Annotated in this window: 19 protein-coding genes; 8 read left to right on the top strand and 11 right to left on the bottom strand. The window is 65.2% G+C overall.

Annotation, left to right across the window (positions count from 1 at the left end; genetic code table 11):
• Positions 1-32: 32 nt before the first annotated feature.
• Complete coding sequence (locus WJU17_RS09090; RefSeq protein WP_346327004.1) at positions 33-521, top strand: nuclear transport factor 2 family protein; 489 nt, start codon at positions 33-35, stop codon at positions 519-521.
• Positions 518-643 (top strand): hypothetical protein, encoded by a 126-nt coding sequence (locus WJU17_RS09095; protein ID WP_346327005.1) that lies wholly within the window; start codon positions 518-520, stop codon positions 641-643. The genes WJU17_RS09090 and WJU17_RS09095 overlap by 4 nt, the downstream gene beginning before the upstream one ends.
• 195 nt (positions 644-838) lie before the next feature.
• Here WJU17_RS09095 and WJU17_RS09100 read toward each other — a convergent pair whose 3' ends face one another.
• From WJU17_RS09100 to WJU17_RS09110, 3 genes are all read right to left on the bottom strand, one after another.
• On the bottom strand, positions 839-3,277 hold the full coding sequence (locus tag WJU17_RS09100; protein WP_346327006.1) for a TonB-dependent receptor: 2,439 nt from the start codon (positions 3,275-3,277) through the stop codon (positions 839-841).
• A 256-nt stretch (positions 3,278-3,533) separates the two neighbouring features.
• The gene (locus tag WJU17_RS09105) at positions 3,534-4,007 is read right to left on the bottom strand and encodes a nuclear transport factor 2 family protein (protein WP_346327007.1); all 474 of its coding nucleotides are present in this window, start codon (positions 4,005-4,007) and stop codon (positions 3,534-3,536) included.
• 76 nt (positions 4,008-4,083) lie between these two features.
• The gene (locus WJU17_RS09110) at positions 4,084-4,785 is read right to left on the bottom strand and encodes a TetR/AcrR family transcriptional regulator (RefSeq protein ID WP_346327008.1); all 702 of its coding nucleotides are present in this window, start codon (positions 4,783-4,785) and stop codon (positions 4,084-4,086) included.
• 496 nt (positions 4,786-5,281) lie between these two features.
• Between WJU17_RS09110 and WJU17_RS09115 the strand changes: the two genes are divergently transcribed.
• Positions 5,282-5,641: a LysR family transcriptional regulator gene (locus tag WJU17_RS09115; RefSeq protein ID WP_346327009.1), complete on the top strand. Its 360-nt coding sequence runs from the start codon at positions 5,282-5,284 to the stop codon at positions 5,639-5,641.
• Between the two features lie 3 nt (positions 5,642-5,644).
• On the opposite strand, the gene WJU17_RS09120 is transcribed toward WJU17_RS09115, so the two are convergent.
• Positions 5,645-9,094 (bottom strand): PAS domain S-box protein, encoded by a 3,450-nt coding sequence (locus tag WJU17_RS09120; protein WP_346327010.1) that lies wholly within the window; start codon positions 9,092-9,094, stop codon positions 5,645-5,647.
• Positions 9,095-9,359: 265 nt separating this feature from the next.
• On the opposite strand from WJU17_RS09120, the gene ileS reads away from it, so the two are divergent.
• The 4 genes from ileS to WJU17_RS09140 all read left to right on the top strand — a co-directional run bounded on the left by ileS (position 9,360) and on the right by WJU17_RS09140 (position 14,863).
• Positions 9,360-12,521: an isoleucine--tRNA ligase gene (ileS, locus tag WJU17_RS09125; protein ID WP_346327011.1), complete on the top strand. Its 3,162-nt coding sequence runs from the start codon at positions 9,360-9,362 to the stop codon at positions 12,519-12,521.
• 63 nt (positions 12,522-12,584) lie between these two features.
• Positions 12,585-13,004: an MAPEG family protein gene (locus WJU17_RS09130; RefSeq protein WP_346327012.1), complete on the top strand. Its 420-nt coding sequence runs from the start codon at positions 12,585-12,587 to the stop codon at positions 13,002-13,004.
• A gap of 93 nt (positions 13,005-13,097) precedes the next feature.
• Positions 13,098-14,366, top strand: coding sequence for a cytochrome P450 (locus WJU17_RS09135; RefSeq protein WP_346327013.1), 1,269 nt, complete (start codon positions 13,098-13,100; stop codon positions 14,364-14,366).
• Positions 14,367-14,530: 164 nt separating this feature from the next.
• Positions 14,531-14,863 carry an STAS domain-containing protein gene (locus WJU17_RS09140; protein ID WP_346327425.1) on the top strand — a complete coding sequence of 111 codons (333 nt, stop codon included), beginning with the start codon at positions 14,531-14,533 and terminating at the stop codon, positions 14,861-14,863.
• Positions 14,864-14,884: 21 nt separating this feature from the next.
• On the opposite strand, the gene WJU17_RS09145 is transcribed toward WJU17_RS09140, so the two are convergent.
• The 4 genes from WJU17_RS09145 to WJU17_RS09160 all read right to left on the bottom strand — a co-directional run bounded on the left by WJU17_RS09145 (position 14,885) and on the right by WJU17_RS09160 (position 20,342).
• Positions 14,885-15,559 (bottom strand): protein phosphatase 2C domain-containing protein, encoded by a 675-nt coding sequence (locus tag WJU17_RS09145; RefSeq protein ID WP_346327014.1) that lies wholly within the window; start codon positions 15,557-15,559, stop codon positions 14,885-14,887.
• A 71-nt stretch (positions 15,560-15,630) separates the two neighbouring features.
• Positions 15,631-16,959, bottom strand: coding sequence for a type IVB secretion system protein IcmH/DotU (gene icmH, locus WJU17_RS09150; RefSeq protein ID WP_346327015.1), 1,329 nt, complete (start codon positions 16,957-16,959; stop codon positions 15,631-15,633).
• Between the two features lie 73 nt (positions 16,960-17,032).
• On the bottom strand, positions 17,033-18,124 hold the full coding sequence (gene tagH / locus WJU17_RS09155) for a type VI secretion system-associated FHA domain protein TagH (RefSeq protein WP_346327426.1): 1,092 nt from the start codon (positions 18,122-18,124) through the stop codon (positions 17,033-17,035).
• A gap of 79 nt (positions 18,125-18,203) precedes the next feature.
• On the bottom strand, positions 18,204-20,342 hold the full coding sequence (locus WJU17_RS09160) for a tetratricopeptide repeat protein (RefSeq protein ID WP_346327016.1): 2,139 nt from the start codon (positions 20,340-20,342) through the stop codon (positions 18,204-18,206).
• A 490-nt stretch (positions 20,343-20,832) separates the two neighbouring features.
• Between WJU17_RS09160 and WJU17_RS09165 the strand changes: the two genes are divergently transcribed.
• Positions 20,833-21,933, top strand: coding sequence for a LysM domain-containing protein (locus WJU17_RS09165; RefSeq protein ID WP_346327017.1), 1,101 nt, complete (start codon positions 20,833-20,835; stop codon positions 21,931-21,933).
• Positions 21,934-21,994: 61 nt separating this feature from the next.
• Here WJU17_RS09165 and WJU17_RS09170 read toward each other — a convergent pair whose 3' ends face one another.
• The 3 genes from WJU17_RS09170 to WJU17_RS09180 are packed head-to-tail and all read right to left on the bottom strand — an operon-like array spanning position 21,995 to position 25,867.
• Positions 21,995-22,930, bottom strand: coding sequence for a hypothetical protein (locus WJU17_RS09170; protein ID WP_346327018.1), 936 nt, complete (start codon positions 22,928-22,930; stop codon positions 21,995-21,997).
• Positions 22,931-22,935: 5 nt separating this feature from the next.
• Entirely contained in the window at positions 22,936-23,961 is a 1,026-nt protein-coding gene (locus WJU17_RS09175) for a polysaccharide deacetylase family protein (protein WP_346327019.1), read from the bottom strand.
• A gap of 4 nt (positions 23,962-23,965) precedes the next feature.
• Positions 23,966-25,867, bottom strand: coding sequence for a protein kinase (locus WJU17_RS09180; RefSeq protein WP_346327020.1), 1,902 nt, complete (start codon positions 25,865-25,867; stop codon positions 23,966-23,968).
• Between the last annotated feature and the right edge of the window lie 140 nt (positions 25,868-26,007).

Raw genomic sequence — 26,007 nt, forward strand, 5'->3', positions numbered from 1 at the left:
CACTGACGACCTGAAAACGGGGACATGCGACCATGAGCGACGATCTGAAATATCTGCGCGACCGCGCCGACCTGACCGACCTGATCAACAAATACGCCACCGGCATCGATACGCGCGACTGGGCGCTCTATCGCTCGATCTTCGCCGACGAGGTCGAGATGGATTTCTCGTCCTACAGCGGCCAGCCCGGATCACGCATGACCGGCGACGCGTGGGCGGCGGGCGTGCAGATGATGCTGCCCGGCTTCGACGCCACCCAGCATCTGTTCGCCAACATGGTGTTCGACATCAAGGGCGACGAGGCGACGGTGACGGTCTACATGCAGGCCGAACACTTCCTGCCCAACTCTCTGGGCGACGCCAGTCATACGCTGGGCGGCTACTACACCCACCGCGTCAAGCGCGGCGCGGACGGCTGGAAGATCCACGCCACGACACTCAACGTGACCTGGAGCCGCGGCAACCGCCATGTCTACGAGCTGGCCCGGCAGCGGGTAGCCGAGCGCGCGGCGGCGAAATGACACCGGACCGCCTGCGGCTCGTCCTGCTCATCGTCGCGGCCGCCGTCATCGCCTTCAACGTCTACATGTACCTGACCTGGCCGGAAGCACCCATCGAGACCGTGCCGCCCGCCGCCGGTTGAAGCCTCGGCGATGCGTCCCGAACAGCCCGTCCACGTGACGGGCTGTTTCATTTTGATGCTCGAGCGGATGCGCGCTACCGACAAGAAGAGAGGTTCGGCCGCGGTCCGGAAAACCGGACTCTGGCCGAACCTCCTTGTTCCGGACCGGGGTCCGGCGGGGAGTCGGGCGCTGTCATGGCACAGCGCCCTCGGGGATCAGTCGAAGCGATAGGTGAGCTGCAGCATCATGCTGCGGCCACGCTGGGTGGTGCCGGCCAGATCGGCCCACTTGCCATTCGGCGTTCCAGTGCCGGAACCGGTCAGGGGCGAATCCACGGCGCTGAGGATGACCGCTTCGTTGGTCAGGTTGCGACCGATGAAGGACAGGGCCCAGCGATCGTCGTCGGTGCGCAACGTCAGACCCGCGTCGACGGTGAAGTATCCGTCCTGGAACGCGTCGGGGCGCTGCTGCGGGTAGAGGGGATAGGAGCTGGAATAGCGGCCGTCCAGATTGACGTCGAGGCCGAAGCCGTTGGACAGCGGGACGCTATAGGTGAAGCCGGCGTTGATCTCCCATTCCGGCGCCAGTTGGAGCTGCGTGCCCGACAGATCCTGGGTCTGGAAGACGCCGCCGCCATTGGGCTGCAGGTTGCAGCCTTGAGCCGGAGTCTGGCCCGCCCAGCAGCCGCCAATATAGTTGGTATACTTGGCGTCGTTGTAGGCCACGGCGCCGCGGACCATCAGGTCGTCGCTCGCCGCCCAGTTCACGTCCAGCTCGACGCCGGTGGTGCGGGCCGCCGCCGCATTCGCGACGCGGAAGGCCGCGATGGAGCTATCGAAGATGTTGACCTGCAGATCGCTGTATTCGTAGCGGTAGAACACCAGGTTCGCGCGCAGGGTGTCCGACAGGAGCGAGGCCTTCGCCCCCAGCTCGAACCCCTTCACCTTCTCCGGACCGAACTCGAGCAGCGCGACCTGTTCGGCCAGCGGCAGCACGCTTCGGCGCGGCGCCGTGCTGTGCGAGAAGCCGCCCGACTTGAAGCCCTGCTTATAGGCGCCGTAGACCATCAGTTCGTCGGTCGCGTGCCAGCTCAGGGTGACCTGCGGCGACAGATTGTCGTTACTGATGGCGCTGTCGAACGGATCGCGCGAGAACACGCCGTTCAGCAGGGCATGGACATAGCTGTTCTGCAGGTGCGAGACCTTGCGCTCCTTGGTGTAGCGGACGCCGCTCGACAGCTCGAGCGTGTCGATGATCTCCCAGATGGCCTCGCCGACCACCGACCAGGTTCGCCCGTCCTGGGTCGATGTGCGGTCCCAGCTGAAATAGCGGCCGGTCAAGGCATCCGGCGGCAGCGCCGCGATGCGCGAGGTGTTGCGGAAGGTGAGGTCGGCATCCTGGTAGTAGGCACCGATCATGAAGTTGATCGGCATGTCGAACCGGGTCAGCGCACGGACCTCTTGGCTGAACGCCTTGAATTCCGTGTCTTCGAATGCGAACACCTGCGACGCGTTCGAGAAGTCGTAATTGTCGAACAGCTTGCTGCGCAGGGTGTGATAGCCGGTCACCGAGGTCAGGTTCACCGTGTCGAGGTCGTATTCGACCTTGAAGGACAGCGCCAGACTCTTGTAGTCGCCATAGGAGGACCCGTCTTTCAGTTCCGGGAAGTTGGCGCCCAGTTCCTCGGGTGCCATGCCGCGAGACTGGCGGAAGTCCACATTGCACTCGCCGTCCAGGTCCGGCACGCCAAAGATCGGTTGCGGCGTGTTGCCCGGACCCTGACACCCGAATTTCTGCAACGCGCCCGAATAGCCATCATGCTGCAAGGACGCTCCCTGCGCCTTCAGGGTCACGGTCAGGTCGTCATTGGGCGTCCACTTGGCGGTCACGCGGCCGAGATATTCCTCTTTGCCCGCGACACGGTAGTCATCCGCGCCCGGCAGCACGAAGCCGAGCGGATCAATGCCGGCGTGGGACTGGGCGATATTGCGCATCCAGCCGCTGGAGTCGGAGCCGCGAAACGCGAAACGCAGGCCGAACTCATCGGACACCGGCACCGAGACGGCAAACTCGGCCATCTTCTCGCGGGCTTCGATTTCATAGCCGAGGCGGGCATAGCCCTCGAACTCGTCGGTGGGATCCGCGGTCTTGATGCTGACCAGGCCGGCGGGTGTGTTCTTGCCGAAATACAGCGTCTGCGGGCCCTTCATCACCTCGACCTGCTGCATGTCCATGAAGCCCTGGGCGACCCATTGGCCACGATTGTAGAACACGTCGTCGATGACGAGGCCAACCGACTGATCGAAGCCCGCATCCACCGAGGAGGTCCCGACACCGCGAATGTACAGGATGGCGCCGGCGCCGCTCGACGTCGGGCTGATGGTCAGATTGGGCGTGATGGTGGAGATCTGGTTCAGGTCGGCGATCGCGTACCGCTCCAGCGCCTGCTTATCGATCGCCGTGATGGCCACGGGAACGTCCTGCACGCTTTCGTCGCGCTTACGGGCCGACACGACGACCGAGTCAACGCGCCGGGGTTCGGCAGCCGGGGCCTTGGCGTTGGCGGGCGCCTCCTGCGCGACCGCCGCCGTGACCGACAGCGCCAGTAAGCCCCAGATCGATGTGGACAATCCGAGCCGATAAACTCGTTTCATAGATAGCCTCCCCAAAAGACGCCGTTCTGGCGCTGCTTCCTTGTTTGCCGCAGGCAAAGCTTCGCCATGCGCTGCCCGACCCATTTCTGGCCCGGCAGCCTGATCGACGACGACGGATGTCTGCGCTCCCCTGCCCCAATTCTGGGACTTGTATCAAATTAGATGCACCTTATGAAAAAATGGACCGTCATTCAATATTAAACTTGTTAAAAAAAAGCGCCGCGGTTGACGGCGCTTTTCCTGGAGAAGGAGGGCTTCAGACGAATTTGCTATCCTCGGTGGAATAGGGACCGCTTTCCTCGACCGTCACGTGCAGACCCTCGAACAGCCAGCGGCCGTCCACCCGCACATACTCTTCCTCGTAGAAGCCGATGATCCGGTGGTACTGCAGCGAACCGTCGTTGATCTTGCCGGTGAACAGCATGATGAAGCGCCATTCGCCCGTGGCCCGGTCGCCGGTGACCTGGATGATGGGGTTGGTGACCATATGGGCGGAATTACGCATGCGCCCGCTGGCCCGAACGCCGCCGATATAGGCTTTGATGGCGTCGTGACTCTTGGCGTACACGCCGATATTCTTGCCTTCCCACAAGCCATCGGGCACGAAACAGGCGGCCACCTTGTCGGGATTGTGATCGTCGTCGCACGCCTGGCAGTAGCGCGCCTTGAGCTGCCTGATCGCCTCGATATCCTCGAGCCGCCGGATGCGGTCTTCCAGTGTTTCCGTCATGAACCTGTGTCTCCCCTGTTGGTGGGGCACGGTAACACAATCGGACCAGGGGAAAAGCGTGGGACTGTTCGGGAGCCTATTCTCCCGGTACGCCGCGCTTCACGTCATGACGGGCGATCGCCTCGTCCACTTCCCGGGGCACGCCGTCACGCAGCAGCGAGCGGATGTGGACCTTCAGGTCCTCGATCAAACGGCGGCGGCGATAATCCGCGTCGGTCCACATGAAGCTGACGGCCATGCCGATCATCAGGTACTGGGCGAGATCGGCGGTCAGCGCGAAGCGATCGTCCTGATCCGATGAGGCGTGCGAGTGAGCGCGGCCGATCCGGTCCCACTCCCGCTCATACTCCTCCTGTGCCGGACGCAGGATCGCCTCCAGTTCCGGATCCGTACGGGCGGCGACGGTCAGTTCGTTATAGGCGGTGAACAGGGGATCGGAAATCTGTTGCCAGAGCGTCTCCAGCGCGTGATCGACGAAATCCTCGCGCCCCTCGATCGTCTCCAGCGTATCGCGGTAGATCGCCAAGCGCTTTTGCTGCAAATGCGAGACCGCCGCCTGTGTGACTTCGACCATGGACGGGAAATGATAGATGATCGCGCCGCGCGACAGACCCGTCCGGTCGGCGATCTGCTGGAGGGTGGTCCGGCTGTATCCGACCTCGATATAGGAGCGAATGGTAGCATCCAGGATTTCGCTTCGGGTCTCGGCGCTTTTGCGCGCCTGCCAGGTATCCCGGCCGGGCTGTCCCCGGCTTTTCTTGCCAACCAATTGAGACATCTCACCTTCCACTAGAATTCGATCCGTTTTTACCGCGCCCCGGAGCCCGGAGCATAGAGGATCAACCGCTTTTTGACATAACAGTCGGATTTGATTGGTCTTGACGGTTCGCCTGCCTCCGGTACACTCCTCCCCCAGATAAACAAGGCCGCGCCAGACGGCCATGGGGAGACTTCCGGTGACGGCTCTGCCTGATTTGCATGGCACCACCTATACACTGAAAGCGTCACCGCCCGGTAACATATGTGACCGCGTGGCGCACGGCTATTTCGGGCCGCGACAACGGGGAATTCCGAGCGACCCCGTCATGTGAGCTTCTGGATGCGGCAACCATGCCGCGTCGGAGGGGGACACGAGGCACGGCATCCGCCGAGTGTCCCTTACCCTCCTCCCTGAGGGAACTGGGCACCACTGGTCCCCACCGGTGGTGCCCATTTTTTGCATGGGCGGGCGCGATCCCCTAACCTGCCGTCACAGCATCCGGAACGAGGACATCATGAGCATGGCCGAAACGCCGCGTCTTTGGGTAAAGATCGATCTGGGCAGCGCCGGCCAGGTCGGCCCGGGCAAGATCGCGCTGCTGCGCGGGATCGCCGAGAAGCGGTCGATCGCCGCCGCGGCGCGCGACATGAAGATGTCCTATCGCCGGGCATGGCTGCTGATCGATGAACTCAACGGCATCTTCGGACAGCCGGTGCTGGTCACCCATATCGGCGGCAAGGGTCACGGCGGCGCCGAACTCACCTCCTTCGGCCAACGCCTCATCGACGCCTTCGGCCTGATTCAGCAACGGGCCGATCACGCCGCGCGCGAGGAACTGGCCGCCCTGGCCGCCGAGATCCAGCCCCGCCCCTAACGGTCAGGCATCCAGCAATTCGCGCACCTTGCTGGCCAGCAGCTCGCGCGGAAACGGCTTGGACAACAGCACCACGCCTTCATCCAGCCGGCCGTGATGCATCACGGCGTCTTCCGTGTAACCGGACATGAACAAAATCCGGCACTTGGGCGCTCGCTCGGCGACGGCGATCGACACGTCGCGCCCGCTCATGCCCTTTGGCAACACCACGTCGGCCAGCAGCAGGTCAGGACGCAGCCCCTCGTCGACGAGCGCCAGCGCCGACGGCCCGTCCGCCGCGGCGATCACCGTATAGCCCAGCGATTTGAGCAGCCTCTCCACGGTCAGGCGGACATCGCCGTCATCCTCGACCAGCAGGATCGTCTCGGACCCTGGCCGGATCACCACCGGCGCCGGACGCGGCGCGGTTGCCGTCGGCGTGGCGTAGCTGCGCGGGAAGAACAGCTTCACGGTCGTGCCATGCCCCTGTTCGCTGTAGATGCGAACATGCCCGCCAGACTGCTTGGCGAAGCCGTACACCATGCTGAGCCCGAGCCCGCTGCCCTTGCCGACTTCCTTCGTGGTGAAGAACGGATCGAACGCGCGCGCCTGGACCTCGGGCGGCATGCCGATGCCGGTGTCGCTCACCGCGACCACCGCGTAGTGGCCCGGAACCATGTCCTCGAACTGGCTGGCGAGAAACCCGTCGATCTCCAGATTGGCGGTTTCAATGGTCAACCTGCCGCCATCGGGCATGGCGTCGCGCGCATTGACCACCAGATTGACCAGCGCCGCTTCCAGCTGGGCGGGATCGACCTCGACGGGGTAGACGTTGGCATCGAGCACCGTATGCGTGTCGATCGCCTCCTCGAGCAGGCGGTGGAGCAGCCGCATCATGTTGCGCACCAGTTCGTTCACCCGGATGACCTTGGGATCAAGCGGTTGCTGCCGCGAGAAGGCCAGCAGGCGGCGGGTCAGTTCCGCGCCCCTGTCGACCGCGTTCAGCGCGACGGTGATCGACTCCGCCACGTCGGGACGGTCCGCCGCCAGCATGTTGGCCAGCTCCAGGTTGAGCTGCATGGCCATGAGCAGATTGTTGAAGTCATGGGCCACGCCGCCGACGAGCTGGCCCACCGTCTCCATCTTCTGGGCCTGATTAAGCCGTGCCTCGGCCTTCTTGCGTTCGGTCAGGTCCCGAAGACTGCCGATGAATATCTTGCGGTCCCCCATGCGCATCTCGCTGACGGCCAGATCGACCGGAAAGACCTCGCCGTTCTTGCGCACGGCGGTCAGCTCGCGCGGCGCGGCAAGGCCGGCGCGTCCAGCGGCCTCGTCGCGCAGCCTGGCCATGAACCCATCGGAATCCTCGGCATACCCTGCCGGCATGAGCAGCGACAGATTGCGTCCGGTCGCCTCGCCGGCCAGATAACCGAACAGCCGCTCAGCCTCGGGATTGAAGGACTCGATCACGCCGTACTCGTCCGTGGTGATGATCGCCACCGAGGCTGATTCCATGATCGCGCGGTTGCGCGCCTCGCTTTCCTGCAGGCGTTCGACGACCCGCTGTTCCTCGGTGATATCGGCGATATAGCCTTCGATCGCCACGACGGCATCGTTCTGGTCACGGATCGCGCTGCCCTGCTCCAGAACCCATCTCAGGTCACCATCCTTCCGGATGATCCGATAGGACAGCTGGAAAGCCCGGCGATTGCCGACGGCATCCTGAATGCCTTGCCAGACGCGCTGCCGGTCGCGAGGGTCGATCACGTCATTGTATGAAACGACCGAATTGCCGATCAGTTCGTGCGGCTCGTATCCCATCAACCGCTGGCAGGCGTCACTGACGAACCGCATGGTCCAGCGTTCGTCGTTGTCGCAGCGGTAGACCACGCCGGACAGGTTGCGCATCAGCGCCGACATGGCCCGTTCGGTTTCCCTGTGCGCCGCTTCCAGTTCCTTCGAGGGTGTCACGTCCTGGATCAGGCCGGTCAGCGCCGTCGCGCGACCGGAGTCATCCCGCTCGGCGGACATGATGACCCGCACATGGGTCACCTCGCGCCCGGGGCTCAGATAGCGGTACTGCACCTCGGCCATGTCGAGCGTGCCGTCGATGAGCTGCCTGGCCACGGCCTCGACGCGGGCAAGGTCGTCGGGGTGGACCGCCCGGGTCGCATGGTCCATGCCATAGGTGGCGTAGTCGTCGGGCAGCCCGAGAACCTGCCGTGTCTCGGGCGGCGCATGATAGAGCCGGGTCGAAAGATCGAACCGCCACGGGCCGAGCCGCGCCAACTCCTGTGCCTGACGCAGCTGTCTCTCGCGCCGGGCCAGGGCCTGCATGACCTTGTTGCGGTCGGTGATGTCGGAATAGGACACGACGATCCTGTGCGGCGCGCCGTCATCGTCGCGCACCATGGCCGCGTAGACGCTCACATCCACCTCGCCACCATCGGCGCGGCGGAACACCAGTTCACCCGTCCACCGCCCGGTCTCCATCAGCGACGCGATGGACCCGCTCACCATTCCACGATCCACGACGAAATCGATGGCGCCGAGGCCGAGCACCTGCTCGGTGGACTCCAGGCCCAGCAATTCAACGAACGCCTGGTTCGCGTAGGTGTATTGCCCCTTAAGTGTCGCGATGGTCAGCGGACTCGCCGCCGTGTCGATGGCCCGGTCACGGAAGGCCAGCTCCCTCTGGGCAAGCTTCTGCTCGGTGACCTCCTGGATCACGCCGTGCACCATGAGCGCCCTGCCGGCCTCGCGCTGGCTGGTGCGGATGACCATGCGCACCCAGATCAACGCGCCAGCGGCGGTCAGCGCGCGGGTCTCCAGCTCCGGGTCCGGCATTTCGCCCGCCCGCACCATGTTCACCCGCCCCAGCACGAACTCCCTGTCGAGCGGGTGAACGAACGCCAGCAAATCATCCATCCTGAAGGACCGCCGCACCGGGTCGAGGCCCAGCACCATGCACATCTCCGCCGAGCAGGAGATTTCGTCCGTCGCGATGTCCCAGTCCCAGCTGCCGACATGGGCAACCTGCTGGGCGATCTCCGCCTCCTTGCGCGCCTTCTCCGCCTCGATGTGCTTGGTCACGACCTCCGTGAGCATGATCATGCCTTCGATGGCCCCGCTCTCGCCGATGACGGGCACGATTTCCCAGCGGATCCAGACGGAACGCCCGTCGTCGCGGACGAATTCGTCCTGCTCGCACACCATGTGCTCACCGGCCAGACAGCGGCGATGCTCCTCGCGCCAGCGTTCCGGAACATCGGGAAACACGTCGTAATGGGACCTGCCGAGAAGGTCAGCGTCGCCCAGCTCGTAGTCCTTGTACCAGCGGTCGCTGACCGCCAGATACCGCATGTCCCGATCGACGATGGCCATGGCGGCGGGCGCACGTTCGAAGATCAGGCGGACGAGGGAACTGGACGCGTCCTCCGAAAAGAGGCTTTTCAGAGCGGCCCGATCGAGCACTACGTGATCCGTCCGCCCCATGAACGGCATGACCCTTCATATACAGGCGACCGTTGGCCCGTCGCATGCATGCGAGCATAGCCGATCCGGGGCGAGGCGCATAACACGTCTTTCACGCATATCGCGCGGCGCGGTGACCGCCGCGCCGAGGCGCCGCCTGCTGTCGGCTCTGGACGGATAGCCATCAAAGCTTTATCTCCTGTGCCCGGCCGGCGGCCCTTGGCTCCGGCCCCTTTAGGTGTAGCCAGACGAGAATGTGACGCGCATGGGCCAGGACGACAACGGACGCCCCTATCCGGACGTGGACTCCAATCCGAGTTTCCCCGCCATCGAGAAGGACATTCTCGCATTCTGGCAGCGTGAAGGCATTTTCGAGGCGTCGGTCGAGAATCGTCCCGCGACCGCCGATGGCGCCAGCAACGAATATGTCTTCTACGACGGTCCGCCCTTCGCCAACGGTCTGCCGCACTACGGGCATTTGGCGACCGGCTTCGTCAAGGACATCGTGCCGCGCTATCAGACCATGAAAGGCAAGCGCGTCGAGCGCCGCTTCGGCTGGGATTGCCACGGCCTGCCCGCCGAGCTGACCTCGGAGAAGGAGCTGGGCATCTCGGGACGTCAGGAGATCCTGAAGTTCGGCGTCGCCAAGTTCAACGAGCACTGCCAGACCTCGGTGATGCGCTTCACCCAGGAATGGGAGGACTACGTCACCCGCCAAGGCCGCTGGGTCGACTTCCAGAACGATTACAAGACCATGAACCTGCCCTTCATGGAGAGCGTGATCTGGGCGTTCAAACAGCTGTTCGACAAGGGCCTGGTCTATGAGGGCCACCGGGTCGTTCCCTATTCCTGGGCGGTGCAGACGCCGCTGTCCAATTTCGAGACCCGGCTCGACAACTCCTATCGCGAGCGCCAGGACCCGGCGCTGACCGTGGGCTTCCTGCTGGACCCGGCGGAAGGCGAGACCGTCCCGATCCGCCTGCTGGCGTGGACGACGACGCCCTGGACCTTGCCGTCCAACCTGGCGCTGGCCGTGAACCGGGACCTCGAATACGCGATCCTGGAACATGAGGGCCAGCGGGTGATCCTGGCGACCACGGCGCTGGAGCGCTATGAGCGGGAACTGAGCGGCTGGGAGCGCGTCGGCACGGTCACCGGCCAGCAGCTCGCCGGGCGTCGCTACACGCCGCTGTTCGACTATTTCCGGCATCTCGACAACGCTTTCGTCGTCCTGACCGGCGACTTCGTCTCCGACACCGACGGCACCGGCACCGTGCACATCGCCCCCGGCTTCGGCGAGGACGACATGGACGTGGCGCTGGCCAATGGCGTGCCGGTCGTGGTGCCCGTCGACGAGGCCGGCCGCTTCACCGCCGAAGTGCCCGACTATCAGGGCGAGAACGTGCTGGAGGCCAACAAGTCGATCATCCGCGACCTGAAGGCCCAGCCCGGCGTCATCGTGCGGCACGAGACCTATCTGCACAATTACCCGCATTGCTGGCGCACGGACACGCCGCTGATCTACAAGGCCATCACCGCCTGGTACGTGAAGGTCACCGCGATCCGCGAGCGGATGGTGGAGCTGAACAAGGACATCGTCTGGAATCCGGAGCACATCCGCGACGGCCTGTTCGGCAACTGGCTGGAGAACGCCCGCGACTGGAACGTCAGCCGCAACCGCTTCTGGGGCTGCCCGATCCCGGTGTGGCAGAGCGACGACCCGGCCTATCCGCGCATCGACGTCTATGGCAGCCTGGATGAGCTGGAGCGCGACTTCGGCGTGCGTCCGACCGATCTGCACAAGCCCGCCATCGACGAGCTGGTGCGCCCCAACCCGGACGATCCCACCGGCCAATCCATGATGCGCCGCGTGCCGGAAGTGCTCGACGTGTGGTTCGACAGCGGCTCCATGCCGTTCGCCCAGCTGCACTATCCGTTCGAGAACAAGGAGCGCTTCGAGGCCAACTTCCCGGCCGACTTCATCGTCGAGTACGTGGCCCAGACCCGCGGCTGGTTCTACACGCTGATGGTGCTGTCGACCGCCCTGTTCGACCGCGCGCCGTTCCGGTCGGCCGTGTGCCACGGCGTGGTGCTGGACGAGAACAAGCAGAAGCTGTCCAAGCGCCTGCGCAACTATCCCGACCCCATGGAAGTGTTCGACGACTACGGGGCCGATGCGCTGCGCTGGTACATGATCTCGTCGCCGCTGCTCTCGGGCGGCGACCTGTCGATCCCGCGCGAGGGATCGGGCATCGGCCAGGCCCTGCGCCAGGCGATCCTGCCCATGTGGAACGCCTACTACTTCTTCACCCTCTACGCCAATATCGACGGTCACAAGGCGCGGGCGCGCGCCGATCAGAAGGGCGTGCTGGACCGCTACGTGCTGGCCAAGACACGCGAGCTGATCGAAAGGATCGAGGCGCGTCTCGACGCCAACGACCTGCCCGGTGCATACGCGGTGGTGCCCGGCTATATCGATGCGCTGAACAACTGGTACATCCGCCGCAGCCGCGCCCGCTTCTGGCGCGAGGCCGAGGATGGCGACAAGCGCGACGCCTACGATACGCTTTACACGGTGCTGACCAACGTCATGCGCGCCCTGGCGCCGCTCATGCCGTTCATCGCCGAGCGCATCTACAAGAACCTGACCGGCGAGCGCTCGGTGCATCTGGCCGACTGGCCCGACGCCGCCGCCTTGCCCGCCGAGCGTGATCTGGTGCGCCGCATGGACCAGGTGCGCGAGATCTGCGCCGCCGTGATGTCGCTGCGCGAGACCAGGAGCCTGCGCACGCGCCTGCCGCTGCGGACACTCACCATCGCCCATCCCGATGCCGCAGCGCTGGAGGAATACCGCGCGCTGATCGCCGACGAGGTGAACGTGAAGGAGGTGGTGCTGTCCACCGATCCCGCGTCCATGGGCGAGCAGCAGCTGAAGGTGAACCCGCAGATCGGCAAGCGGATCGGCGGCAAGATGAAGGACGTCATGAACGCCCAGCGCTCCGGCGACTGGACGAAGACGCCGGACGGCAAGGTAGCCATCGCCGGCATCGAGCTGGAGCCCGAGGATTTCAGCCTGCGCGTCGTGACCGGCGAGGGTCTGGATTCCGAGCCCTACGATCAGGGCCGGGGCGTCGTGGTGCTCGATACCCGCGTCTACGAGGACCTGGAACGGGAAGGCTGGGCGCGCGATTTCGTCCGCCTGGTGCAGCAGACCCGCAAGGACGCGGGCCTCGACGTGACCGACCGCATCCAGCTCGCGGCGCGGGTGCCCGACAACGTGGCCAGCGCCCTGGCGGAACATCGCGAGCACATCTGCCGCGAAACGCTCGCCGTCGATCTTCGCTTCGACGAGGACGTGCCCGGTGGCTTCAAGGCCGAGCACAAGCTGTCGGGCGCGGCGGTCACCGTCGAACTGGCGCGGGCATAGTACAAAAGCGCTGAGGTCATCGCCGTCCTCCGTTAAGGTTCATCGAGCCTTACGGAGGAATCGATGCAAACCGACCTGCTTGCTCCCATGATCACGCTGGTGCTGTGGACCTTCGTGATGTGTGCCTGGCTGTACGCCACCCGCATTCCGGCGATCCGCCGCCTGAACGTTCCGCTGGACGGCAGCCGTCCGCGCGAGGAATTCAACGCCCGATTGCCGCCGGAAGTCCGGTGGAAGGCCGACAATTACAATCACCTGCTGGAGCAGCCGGTGTTGTTCTATGCGGTGGTGACCGCGCTTTGCCTGGTCGGCGCGTGGGGCGACCTCAACGTGATCCTCGCCTGGATCTATGTCGTGCTGCGCATCGTCCACAGCCTGGTGCAGGCGCTGGTCAACATCATCATGCTGCGGTTCGCCATCTTCATCACCGCGACGATCGTGCTGCTGATTCTGGCGATCCGGGCGGCGCTGGCGATCTTCTGAAAAATATCTCGCCCTATTAAACATGCACCCGTGACTGTGACGGGTCTCGCTGCTAGGGTCGCGCCCACTATTCAACCAGGGGAAGCAGACGACATGGGAAGCGAGAAGCCCGAGGATTTCAACCTGACGGATCCGGCGGTCCAGGAATGCCCGTATCACGCCTATAACGTGCTTCGGTCGCAGGCGCCGGTTCACAAGGACCCGCATACGGGCTTCTACGTCATCACCCGCTACGACGACCTGAAGCGGGTGCTGCGCGACTATGAGTTCTTCTCGCGCGACCTTTCGGGCGCCTGGGACAAGACGATCGACACCGGGCGCAAGGGTTACTGGCGCAACCCGGTCGAGGTATCGAAGGTGTTCGCCGATGGCGGCTGGCTGATGGCCGATTGCCTGAGCGCCGAGCCGCCGATCCACAACATCTTCCGCAGCCTGGCCGACCCGGCCTTCACCGCCGGCAAGGTAAAAGCCGGCCAGCCCTATATCGAGGCGCTGATCCAGGAACTGGTCGATGGGTTCATCGACGACGGCAAGGTGGAATTCGTCAGCCAGTTCTGCGTGCCGCTGCCCATGCATGTCATCGCCGACCGTATGGGGCTGCCCAAGGAAGATCTGCCCCGCCTGAAGGCATGGTCGCAGGACCAGGTCGATTCCATGAGCCAGCGCCTCTCGGTGGAGGAAGAGATCGCCAACGCCAAGCGCCAGGTGGAATTCCAGCACTATCTGGTCGACTGGTTCGGCCGCAAGCGGCAGGACCCGCAGGACGACATCCTGTCGATCCTGGCCAATGCCCGCAACGAGCAGGGCGAGTACTTCAAGGACGCCGAGCTGCTGTCCATCGCCTTCGCGCTGAACATCGGCGGCAACGAGACCACCACCAATTCCATCGCCGCCGGCATGCTGCTGCTGATGGAACAACCGGAAAAGATGGCCGAGCTGCGCGGCAACCGCGCCCTGATCAAGAACTTCATCGAGGAGATCATCCGCCTCGAAACGCCGGTGCAGAGCCTGTTCCGTACCGTCCGCAAGGACGTCGAACTGGGCGGGGTCGCCATTCCCAAGGGCGCGACCATCGACATGCGCTTTGGCGCGGCGAACCGTGATCCGGCCGAGTTCCCCAACCCGGAGGAAATGGACCTGCACCGCAAGAGCCCGGGCAAGCACATGGCCTATGGCACGGCGCACCATCACTGCATCGGCGCGCCGCTGGCCCGGCAGGAAATGACGCTGGCCTTCAACATCCTGCTCGACCGGCTGGACAACATCCGGATCGCGCCGGAGCAGACCGATTTCAGCCATCACCCGCATTTCGCGCTGCGCGGCCTGAAGGCGCTGAACCTGACCTTCGACAAGATCGCCTGAGTTGAACGGCCGGAAGGGACGAAAACGCGGCTTCCTTCCGGCCGCCCCAGCATCGGTCACATTCCCGTAACCTTCCCCGCATAGACTTGCGCGCCTCGACGGCGGCGGGCGTGCCGTTCTTGTGTGTCGACGGCCAACCGCGTGAAGGGATTTCAATCGTGGACATGGATGTAAGCGATCTGGGCGGCAACATTCTGAAGGTAGCGCTTCACGGCCGGCTCGATACGGCGGGCGTCGACCAGATCGAGACCCGTTTCTCGGCCACGCTCGTACCCGGCGCTCACAATGCGGTCGTCGATCTGTCGGACGTGTCCTTCGTCGCGTCGATGGGGGTGCGCATGTTCATCAGCGTCGCACGTGCCCTGAGCCAAAAGGGCTGCAGGATGGTGCTCCTGTCACCGCAGGTCGGCGTCAATGACATGTTCGGCGCAGCCGCGATTCCGAAAATCATTCCCGTCGTCTTCGACGAACGGGAAGCGGTCGGTCTGATGCCCTGACCCGTAACCGGACGCCGGGCGTCAGGTGGCTTCGATGATCACGAAGGACAGATTATCCGGCGCGCCGCGGTCGAGACAGGTGACCTCGATGCGTTCGGCGGCCTCGGCCATGTTGACGATGCTCGCCATCGCCGCGATTTCCGCATCGGAACACACGCCGGTGACGCCATCCGTCGCCAGCACCAGCCGGTCACCCGGCTCCAGCGGACCGTGACAGGTATCCGGCTCCAGTTCCGCATGGGCGCCCAAGGCGCGGGTGATGACATTGCGCATGGGATGGGCGTTGGCGTCGGCCTGGCTGATCTGCCCCGCATCCACCAGTTGCTGCACATAGGAATGGTCTCGCGTCAGGCGCGTCAGCACACCGCCGCGCAAGCGGTAGAGACGGCTGTCCCCGACCCAGACACAGGCATAGAAGTCCTGAAAGATCATCACCACCACGACCGTGCTGCCCATGGTCCGGCTTTGTGACTGTCCGGTCCCCTGCGCATACAGTTCCTGGTTCAGGCGATGGAGGTCCTGCCGGACCTCGCGCAGAAAGGTGCGGCCATCGACGGGCGGCTCGACCCGGGCGAGCGCGTCGATGATCATGGCGCTGGCGACATCGCCGGCGCGGTGCCCGCCCATGCCGTCGGCCACGACCCACAGGCCGATATCGGTCCGCTCGAGGAACGCGTCCTCGTTGTGCGGACGCACCTTCCCCGTGTGCGTCCTTCCGATCGACCGGAAATTCAGCTTGCCTCCGTACACGGTCCCTCTACACGCTGCTAATACCAGGTAGGCACGAGGTAGCCGTCATCGGCAAGGGACGGCGGTCTGACGCCCTTGCCGAGAACGACGCGAATCTCTTGCGCGGCGGCGCCCTCGTCGCCCTCCGCCGGCGCGGTCACGAAGCTGATGATCGGCTCGCCGCGGTCCTTGACCCAGGGCGCGAGCTGACGGCCGATGGCATCGGCTCTGGCTCGGGCCAGTTCGCCAACGGCGGGATCGCGCACCGCGACGATGTAGACCGGACCGCTGGTCAGGCCGATCGCCGCGCCGACGCGGCGCAGCACCCCATCTCCGGCCGGATCGAGCGTGGCGGTGCCGGGCTCGAAATAGGCATCGCCGGGCAGGCGGACGACAAGGGACGCGCCGGCATCCTCGATGGAGAGCATCTTTGTCGCCACATCGCCCTGCAGCACCGAGCGCACCTTGCCCGGCACCAGATCGGGAACCGGCTGCAATTCGGCCCTGAGTGCCGCGACCAGGTCTTCCTCCGGCTCCGAGGCGACCGTGCCGGGCGCGCCCTCGCCGAAGATCAGCAGCGCGATGGCCAGTGATACCGCGATGAACAGCACGCCGCCGAGCAGCATGGTGAACGGGTTCAGATAGGCCAGCACCTTGTGGGCATTGCCTTGCAGGGCCGATCCGACCGATGCGTTCTCCCGGCCCGGTCCTTCCTTGCGGATCGCCGCGAGCAGCCGTTCCCGATACTGCACCAGCAGCAGCGGCCCGCGCGGATCCGCCCGGAGCGGCCCCTCGAAGCCCAGCGCCAGCGCCACATAGATCAGCTCGAGCAGTTCGTAGTCGCGATCGGGCGCCACGAGCACTTCATCCAGAAGATCGAATACCCGCTGTCCGTGACCGCGCGGGTCGCGGACCGGTCCGGCCAGCGGTTGCTGCCGCCATTCGGCCTTGCCCGGCCAAGGCCCATTCAGGGCGATATCGTCGACCAGGGCGCACAGAACATGATCGGCGGAATGTTCGGTCGGATCGTCCACATCACTGCGGGCGATGGCGGCCCTGAACTTCTGGATGGCACGCTGGGCGTCGCCGCGGATGTCCCGCAGCGAATGCAACTGGTCGGGCGTCTCGCGCATGCGCTGCACGAAGGCAAGGACCGGCACCGCCGCGACAAGCAGGGGATTGCCCTGCTTGAGATTGACCGCGATCCGGCCGAAGACGAGTGTCTCCAGCGCCGGTTCCTCGACCGCCGGCTCCGCCATGCCGCCGATCACGAACGGATTGGGGCCACTCGGTTCCGGACGAGCGGCACGGCGAACGCCGGGGGCGCCCTGCTCGTCGTCTTGGCCGAATGGCTCGTTGGACTTCATGGCCCCTCAGTATTTCGTCCGGCGACAGGTATGGCCGGAACCGATGTAAACACGCGATGCTGTTCTGCGCCGCTCACAAATCCGCGTTCTGAAGCTGGCGCAGACGGTCTTCGTATCCGCGCCGGAAATCCGACATGAATGAACTCCGATCGAGATCGGCGATGTCCCGTTCGAGCTGCTCGAAATAAGCGCGGTAGGTGTCCCAGGCGGCCGCCTTCTTGCCGCCCGCCGTCACGATCGACATGGTGCTGCGTTTGCCCAGCAGTTCCTCGATCTCGTCGGGATTGAGCCGCCCCACGAGACCGGCCAGGGCGCGGTGCATTCCCGACAGCACAGCCATCTGATGCCGCTTCACGTCGCGGAAGGTCGCCTCGACAGCTTCCTCTGACGCCAGATACCCCTTCTGGTCGCTCCGGAGCAGCCGGACCGCCAGTTCGTCGGGCATCAGCGACTTGAACGGATTGTTATTGGCCGGCGTCACCATGGTCTGTTCCGCCCGAAACTGCGCCTTCACGACCGACCTGTCGCGCAGCAGATCATAGACATGGGTGATGATCTGACGGTAGAGGCGGCCGGCCCGCCGCAGGATGGCCGTCGCATCGCCTCCAGCCATGGTGGAGGGATCAAGATCGGCGCCTTCGAGGAAAGCAGCCAGCGAGCCGCCTGTGGGGATCGGCGCCGGGCGCGCCGCCGCCGCGGGGATGGGCGCCGGTTCCGGTTCGCCAAACGGGTTGCTCGCCGCGGCGGGGGGAATACTGGAATGGGTCGCCGCTGCCCGGTCAGCGGCCGGGATGCGTTCCTGACCGGGCCATGGATCCCGTGAGACAGGCGACGAAACCGGCGGCCGCGACGATGTTTCCACCAAGACTGTCAGCTCATATTCACCGATCCTGACGGAGTCCTGATGCTCGACCTCGATCCGCGCGCCGCGTTCCAGCCGCTGGGTTTCGCCGTTGAGGAAGATGCCATTGGCGCTGAGATCGGTCACGAAGACCCGTCCGTCCGCCAGGGTGATCTGGCAGTGCTGACGTGACAACAGCCGCGCCCGGTCATCGAGCACCCAATCGCAATCCGGCGCGCGGCCCAAAATCATGGCGCCTTCTTCCAGCGTCCGTTCGGTCGCGCCGCTGATATCGTCGCCAGCCCGGACGAGACGCAATCGCACCCAAGTCAAACCACTTCTCCTCTCTGTTGCCGCCCCAGGCCTGTTTGGCCCGCTTGCCCGCCCGTCATCCCGAACCGCATCATGACGCCCCCAGCAATCCCATCTCGCGCAACCGTATCCGCCGCCGTTCGCGGTCGGCGTCCAGATCGGCGACCAGCATCCGGTATTCGGGAAGGTCGCGCAATGACGCCAGTGCCGGATCCCATGCCACACCCGAGATGCCGGGAAAGCGCTGGGAGACGGCCTGACGCAGCGCGGCCATCGCCTGCGCTGCGTCACCACTAAGGGCCGCGATCCGGGCATCGAGATAGATGAAATACGGGTGCTCGAATCCCATCTCGCGCTGGCGAGCCAGGTACCGCCGCGCGCCTTCGAGCAACGGGGCGGCACCGGCCTCATCGCCCACCGCACGCTTGGCGGCGGCAAGGGTCAGCGCCGGCATGGACGCGGGCGTGCGCCCGTAAAGCGGCCCCGCTCCATCGGACGAGAGCAGTTCGTAGGGCTTGAGCACGTCGATCGCGCCGGACGGGTTGCCCACCGCCAGTTCCGCATCGGCGAGCGCGAAGGCCCGGTCCGGATTGGCCGGTTCGGCCGCGAACAGATGCCGCGCCTCGACCAGCGCGTCGGCGGCCCTGCCCTGGGCCAGACGAACGTCGCCCTTGCCCTGGTCGAACCAGCGCTCGGCTTCCGCGGTGGCGCCCAGATCCAGATAAGCCATGCCGAGCATCAGCCTGATGCGCTCGTCCGCGGGTCCGCTCTTGTTCGCCCGAAGGAGCAACTGGATCGCATCGACCGGCCGCCATTCATCCGCCAGCCGCGCGCCGCGCGCCGCGAGCAGGTTGATGTTCCCGGGGTAGAGCCGGTCGAGACGGTCGAGCAGCGTATCGGCCTCGAGCCGCCGGTCGCGCAAGGCCAGGAACCGGGACATGTTGAGGCCGATCGCCAGATTGTCGGGTTCGAGCTCGTAGGCGCGCTGCAGCTGCGGCACTGCTTCGGCCAGCCGATTCCGCGCGGCGTAGGCCTGATAGAGCCAGAGGCGCGCCCTTGCCAGGGCCGGCTTGCGCTCGACGGCTTTCTTCAGCTTGGTGATCGCCTGATCCGCATGGCCGGAGGCGAGGTCGATGAGGCCCGAGACCGCGTGGCCTTCGGCCAGGGCCGGGTCGATCTCCAGCGCCCGCGCCGCATAGGGCCGGGCGCGGGCCAGCGCATCCTCGAGCGGAACGGTTCCGTAAGTGGACCATCCCTTGCCTTGAAGCAGATAGGCCTCGGCCATGGCGGCATGAGCCTGGGCCAGCCTGGGGTCGCGAGCCAGCGCCTGTTCAAGCGCCGTGATCGCGGTGGCGAGGGATTCCGGCGTCCGCTGCGTCAGCTTGGCGCGCCCGGTCTCCAGCAGTTTGCGCGCGGCGGCGCCATAGGCGTTCTTGCCGGTCGCCAGATCGCCCATTCCCTCCTCCGGCGCGGGCGGCGTGATCGCCTTGCGGATGTCCTCGACAATGGCCTGCGACAGGTCGTCCTGGACGGAGAGCATGTCGCTGACATCCCGGTTGAACGTCTTCGCCCACAGCTGGACGCCGCGTTCGGTATCCACCAGCTGGGCCATGACCCGCAGCCGGTTGCCGACCCGCTGGACGCTGCCATCCAGCACCACGGGGACGCGGTATTTTTCACCAATGGCGGCCAGATCCTGATTGTCGTCCGGCTTGAGCGAGGCGGTCCCGGCCACCACCTTCAATCCGCCGAGGCGGGTCAGCCGGTTGCGTACCTCGGCCGTGAGGGCCCGCGACACGCCTTCCTGCTCGGGCTCCACAGACAGATTGGCGAAGGGCAGCACCGCCATGGCGCCAACGGTCAGCGTGCCGTCTCCCTCGTCGCCATCCCGGCTCTGGAAGTCGTAGTAGAGATAGCCGCAGATGACGAGCAGCGCGACCAGCACCAGGTAATCGCCAACCCGGACAGGCGATGTCGCGACACTACGGTGCGGTTCGGACTCATGCGTTCGGCGCAGCCCTTCGGGCGTCATCTCGAACGCCCAGGCGACGAGCATGGTGATGGGCAGACCGATGCCCAGCATGACGAAAACGAAGGAATTCGACCAGGACGGCAAATGGAAGGCGACGACGAGCTGGTCCGCGAGCTGGATCAGGAACCAACCGACCACAAGGTAGGCGCCGGCGACCCGGATCACGTTACGCCGCTTGAGTTCGTTGATAAACTTCACCGCGTCAGATTCCCCCAGGGACCGGTCAAGTACGCTCGTCCTGATAACCCCCGATACTATATGCGATAATTTTCAAGGTGGGTAGCGCTCGTCAACGGAGCGCCGCGAACCGAATCCCTTGGCCACGAGGCATTGATTCGCCCCGGTAACGATATTTGCATACAATCTGTCGACGGCCGTGATGGTTTTGGAGCGGGCGCGCCTCCTCCTCTATCCATCTGGATACAAAGGACAAACTTGGACTTTGTTTCGCTTCGGAGGATGGCCTCACGGCTCTTCATGACAAAGACCATTTACGATCCGCACGCGATAGCCGATCATTCCCACGCTCAGTACTGACCAGAACGTTGCGAACAGCCGGATGCCTTGGCGCGGCAGCTGTTCGCGGGGTCTGTATCGGCCGGTTGGCAACCGTTGTCGCATCCGCTCGAATCGCCTATTGGGGGTATCCGTGTCGTATCATTCCAGACTGCTTCTCACCGCTTCGGTCATGGCTCTGTTAACCGCCTGCGCGTCCAAGCAGGAAGCGGCTCCCCCGCCGCCGCCGCCGCCGCCGGTGGTCGAAGCCGCGCCGGTGGCCGCGGCCCCGGTCGTGCAGGCGCCGGTTTACACCGCCACCCCGGGCCTCAAGCCGCGCGAAAGGTTCCGCGAGGCGCTGAAGCAGCTCGAGACCGGACAGGAAGGCCAGGCGAAGGCGGAGTTGCACGCCTATATCGCGGAAGTGCCCGACAACAAGCGGGCCCAGGCGCTGCTGTCCCAGATCGAGATGCCCATCGACCAGTATTTCCCGCCCGAGAACTTCACCGTCACCGTCGCGACCGGCGAGACGCTGTCGACGCTGGCGCAGACCTTCCTGGGCGACGCGCTGAAATTCTACGCGCTGGCCCGCTACAACGGCATCGCCAATCCCAGCCAGGTGTCGGTCGGCCAGTCCCTGAAGATTCCGCGCACCCCCGCCTCGCTCGCCGCCAAGGATGCGCGCGAGAACGGCTTGGCCGCCCCGCCGGTCACCACCGCCGAAGCCGGCGATGCCGCGCTGCTCGAGCCCGAGCCTTCGGCACCGCAAAAATCGATGCCCACGGCCAAGGGCGCGACCAAGGGCGCCGTCGAGAAGGTGCGAGCGCTGGCCGCCGCGGGGGACAGCGAGGGAGCGATCAAGGAGATCGAGGCCCAGAAGCTGGGCAGCAGCGGCCTCAGCCCGGCCGACACCACCTTCGTCGCCGACACCTACATGGCCAGCGCCCGCGTCCTGAAGGGGTCGAACCCGGCCCTTGCCGCCAGCCGCGCCCAGAAGGCGGGCGATCTCTATCTGGCGACGGGCGACAAACCGGACAAGGCGCTCGATGCCGCGGAACTGGCGTCGTCGCTGAACCCGGGCGGGGCACAGACCCAGAAGCTGCTGACCACCGCGAAGGCCGCCGCGGCCGACCGCTACTATCGCAACGGCCTGTCGGCCTTCCGCCGGCAGGAACTGGACAAGGCCATCCAGAACTGGGACAGGGTGCTGCAGATCGATCCGACCCACGAAAACGCGGCCTTGCAGCGCGCCCAGGCCGTGGAACTGAAGGAAAAACTCTCCAAGCTGCGGTAAACCCTGAGGCGAGGCGCGCGGCGCCGCGCACGCATGCCGGACCGAGGCGCGGCCGATCGTTCTATCTGGCCGGAATCTTGCCCAGGGTTTCGCGCATCTTGCGTGCCTGCAGCAGGCTGCGCTTGGTCTGCAGGTGATCGGGGTTGTACTCAAGGGCGCGCGTCAGCAAGGCGATCGCCTGATCCACGTCCGAGCTCATCATGGCGAGGCCCTCGCTGTACAGCTTGAGCCCGAGTTCGCCGCGCACCGCCTGCGCCTTTTCCGCGATAGCCGGCTTTTCCGCCTCGGTCGCCATTTCGGCCGCCGTGTCCAGATAGGTCAGGGCCTCCTGATAATTGCCGCGCCGGCGGCTTTCGCCGGCCAGTCCGAGATAGCCCTGTTTGCGGTAGTCCAGCGCGGCCTTGTGATCGGGATTGCGCTTGAGAAACTGGTCGGCCGTGTCGATGACCTTCCGGTAGTCGCCCTTCTTGAGCGACACGTTCGCCCTGGCCTCGAACTCTTCGCTGGTATCCTGCGCGCGCGCCAGCGACGCCCTGTATTCGGCCATCGCCTTGTCGTCCTTGCGGCCCTGATTGGCGAGGGCGATGATCCGGTCGATCTGGCGCAGCCGGTCGCGCGCCGCTATGTCGCCGCCATCCAGCAACAGCAATTTCAGATAGGCGGCCTGCGCCTGTTTCCACTGCTTGCGCTCAAAGGCCGCGTCGGCCTCGGCGCGCAATCCGGCGCGGCGGGCATCGAGGGCTTCGGTCAGATCGGCGATCCGCGCGCGGGCTTCCTCGTCCTGCGGCGCGGCGGCGGCGACGATGCGCCATTGCCGCAGCGCCTCGACCATGTCGCCCGCGGCCTCGAGCTGCTTCGCGGCGTCCTTGCGCGCCCCGACGAAATCGGCCAGCGCCGCATCGGTGCGGGGCGCGACCGAAACCGGCGCCACGTCGTTACCGCCGCATGCGGCGAGGAGCAGCATGACGGCGACCACCGGCCACAGACGGATCATCATGCCCTTCACCGCAGATCGAGGGTGACGCGCACGGTCACGTACTTCTTGAAGTCCGCCAGCGTGTCGTCGGAATAGACCATGTCGCGCCGCAGCAGCAGCGGATCGGCGAAGGCGGGATTGGCGCCGCGCTGCACGGTGGCCGCGGTCACGTAGCCGCGTTCGGCGAGGACGGACAGCACCGTGGGGCTGGTGTCGCCATACGGATAGGCGAAGTGCCTGACCTTCGCGCCCAGCTTGGCCTCGATGGCCGTCTCGGGCACCGATACCTCGCGCGCGACGCGCTCCTGGTAGGCCGTGCCGGCGCTCTCGTTCGGCAGCAGCGCCATGCTGGTATGAGTCTTGGAGTGGGACTGGATGTCGATGACGCCGCTGTCGCGCATTTCCTTCATCTGGTCCCAGGTCAGCGCCATGCCCGTGCCGGTGAAATCCGAATAGACATAGATGGTGGCGGGAAAGCCGTACTTGCGCAGGATCGGATAGGCGACCTCGTAGGACGACCGGTATCCGTCATCGATGGTGATGACCACCGCCTTCGGCGGCAGCGCCTTGCGGCCATTGAGGAAATCGTCCATGTCGGCCAGCCGCACCACCTGATAGCCGTTCTCCTTCAGATAGGCCATCTGCTGCTCGAACGCGTTCTGCGAGACTTCCATCTTGTTGCGCGCGCGGCTGCCGGCGCCGAACTGGTGGTAACACAGAATCGGCACCACCTGATATCCGTCCGGGTCGATGGCCCACTGGGTACCGGCCTTGAGCGGAATGACCATGATCTGGCCCGGCGTCGGCTTTTCCACCCGACTGGCGGCGGCGACCGCCGGAGCGAGCCGCTCGTCGTTCAGATAGGTCTTGGCGAGCGACTGCACCGTATCCGTCGCGCTGGCCCGAACCAGGACGAAATCATCCGTGCGCGCGACGATCGTGTCACGCGGGCGCTCGACCTGAATCTGCTCGGTCGCGCATCCGGCCAGCGCGAGCAGGGTCGCCGCGCACACCGCCCGCCGCACGAAGCCGCCCACCGGCAACGCCGCCATGAGATCAACCCTTTCGCGGAACCTTGACGTCAGGGCTGGAGTCGTCCGGCTCTTCCGCGAAGGGATCGTTTTCATGGACGGGTTCGTTCTCGTTGAAGGGATCGTTTTCCAGGAACGGGTTATTCCGGTCGATCACCGGCGCCGCGCCCGCCGGTGAAATCAGCGTCGCGTCGATATTGGGGCGGACCGCGGGTCCGTTGGAGACCATGGTCAGGTCGCCGTCGGGCGCGGGCATGTCCTCGTCGCGCCACATGGCCGGGATCGGCCGCAGGTCGGGCCCCTTGGCCGGCGTCTCGGCGGCGACCGCGGCCGCGACGATGTTGTGCAGCGCCTCGGACATCTTGTTGAAGGCGGCGAAGAGTTCGCCGATTTCGTCGCGCCGCGTCTCGGAGATGCGCTGGTCGAGATCGCCCGCCGCCACGGCCAGCATGCCTTGGCGAAGACGTTTCATCGGCCGCGCCAGAAGGCCGCCGAACACGTACAGCATGATCACGACGGCCAGCACGGTCACGACGCCCAGCGCCGCCATCAGGCCCTTGGCGATGTTCATCACCTGGTCCATGCCGTCCTTGGACAGGCCCAGATAGATCCGGCCGACTTCCTTGTTCTGGAACATGATCGGCGTGTCGAAGTTGAGCACGCTCGAGCCGTCCGGCAGGTCGATCGACGATGATTCCACGTCCGGCGCCAGCTTCAACACCTCGATATTGGCCGGACGGACATAGGGCTTGCCCGCCAGCGAAGTGTCGGTCGCCGCGCGGATGGTGCCCGTGTGGTCGGCGACGATCAGGTACTTGAAGGTATCGCGTTCGCTGGCGTCCTGAACGAAGGTCTCCAGCCGTATCCAGTCCTCGCTGAGCACCGGAATGGCCGATTCCGTGGAGATGAACTTGGCGAGGGACGAGCCGGCGTCCAGTTCCTGCGCCTGGATTGCGTCGCTGAGAAAGTGAAACACCGTGAACATCGCCGCCAGCATGACGCCGCCGATGATGGCGCCCATGCCCGCGGCCCATTTCACCTTCAGCGGGACATACTTGTTGGCCGCCGCCTCCTGTTCCTGCTCGAGCAGGACGCCGAGTTCGCGCGACAGCGCCTCGGCCAGTTCCGCGCCGGTCTGATAGCGCTTCTCGGGCTTCTTGCTCAGCAGCTTGGTCACGATGCGCTGCAGGCCGACCGGCAGATCCGGCGCCGTCTTGCGGATCGGTTCGGGATCCTGCTGGGTGATCTGAAGCAGCAGCGACGTCATCGTGCTGGCGTTGAACGCCTTCGCGCCGGTGAACAGCTCATAGAGGATGACCCCGACCGAGAACAGATCGGAGCGGCCGTCCACATTGTCGCCCATGGCCTGCTCGGGTGACATGTAACGGGGCGTTCCCATCACCGTGCCCGCATGGGTCTTGCCCATCTCGTCGGCGCCGTCGCGGCGCGCGATGCCGAAATCGGCCACCTTGATGGTCTCGCTGTTGCGCATGAACAGGATGTTGGCCGGCTTGATGTCCCGGTGGACGATGCCCAGGCGGTGAGCGTAATCGAGCGCCTGCGCCAGCTGGATACCGATGGACACCACACGCTTGAGCGGGATTTTCTCGTTCTTGTCGAGCAGATCGCTCAGGGTCTGCTCTTCGAGGAACTCCATGGTGATGTACGGTTTACGCCCGGCGCGGCCGACATCGAAGATGGTGACGATATTCGGGTGGGAAATGGCACCCGCCGCCCGCGCCTCGCGCAGGAAGCGGTTCATGTAGTCTTCGTCGATGCAGAGTTCGTCCTTCAGGACCTTGATCGCGACCGTACGATCAATCTCGGGGTCATATGCCTTGTAGACATCGGCCATCGCCCCTTCACCGATGAGTCCATCGACCAGATAGCGCCCTATCGATGTGCCTTCCATACCCTTAGCGGCCATGTCAGCCTCCCGCCCCTTTCCCCGACTCGCATCCCCGCCCACGATTATCGGATCGGGCAACTCTAGTGCAGACCCATGAGATCAGCAAAGATTCTGCGTTGCAGCAAGCATTCATGCGCCGCGGTCCGCTGCTGCCCGCG

Origin of the sequence: Iodidimonas sp. SYSU 1G8 (genome assembly GCF_039655775.1) — a bacterium.
Classification (GTDB): Bacteria; Pseudomonadota; Alphaproteobacteria; order SMXS01; family SMXS01; genus RI-34.

Coding starts and splice junctions, on each gene's coding strand:
- WJU17_RS09090 (WP_346327004.1), top strand. CDS start 33: ATGAGCGACGATCTGAAATATCTGCGCGACCGCGCCGACCTGACCGAC.
- WJU17_RS09095 (WP_346327005.1), top strand. CDS start 518: ATGACACCGGACCGCCTGCGGCTCGTCCTGCTCATCGTCGCGGCCGCC.
- WJU17_RS09100 (WP_346327006.1), bottom strand. CDS start 3,277: ATGAAACGAGTTTATCGGCTCGGATTGTCCACATCGATCTGGGGCTTA.
- WJU17_RS09105 (WP_346327007.1), bottom strand. CDS start 4,007: ATGACGGAAACACTGGAAGACCGCATCCGGCGGCTCGAGGATATCGAG.
- WJU17_RS09110 (WP_346327008.1), bottom strand. CDS start 4,785: ATGTCTCAATTGGTTGGCAAGAAAAGCCGGGGACAGCCCGGCCGGGAT.
- WJU17_RS09115 (WP_346327009.1), top strand. CDS start 5,282: ATGAGCATGGCCGAAACGCCGCGTCTTTGGGTAAAGATCGATCTGGGC.
- ileS (WP_346327011.1), top strand. CDS start 9,360: ATGGGCCAGGACGACAACGGACGCCCCTATCCGGACGTGGACTCCAAT.
- WJU17_RS09130 (WP_346327012.1), top strand. CDS start 12,585: ATGCAAACCGACCTGCTTGCTCCCATGATCACGCTGGTGCTGTGGACC.
- WJU17_RS09135 (WP_346327013.1), top strand. CDS start 13,098: ATGGGAAGCGAGAAGCCCGAGGATTTCAACCTGACGGATCCGGCGGTC.
- WJU17_RS09140 (WP_346327425.1), top strand. CDS start 14,531: ATGGATGTAAGCGATCTGGGCGGCAACATTCTGAAGGTAGCGCTTCAC.
- icmH (WP_346327015.1), bottom strand. CDS start 16,959: ATGAAGTCCAACGAGCCATTCGGCCAAGACGACGAGCAGGGCGCCCCC.
- WJU17_RS09165 (WP_346327017.1), top strand. CDS start 20,833: ATGGCTCTGTTAACCGCCTGCGCGTCCAAGCAGGAAGCGGCTCCCCCG.
- WJU17_RS09170 (WP_346327018.1), bottom strand. CDS start 22,930: ATGATGATCCGTCTGTGGCCGGTGGTCGCCGTCATGCTGCTCCTCGCC.
- WJU17_RS09175 (WP_346327019.1), bottom strand. CDS start 23,961: ATGGCGGCGTTGCCGGTGGGCGGCTTCGTGCGGCGGGCGGTGTGCGCG.
- WJU17_RS09180 (WP_346327020.1), bottom strand. CDS start 25,867: ATGGCCGCTAAGGGTATGGAAGGCACATCGATAGGGCGCTATCTGGTC.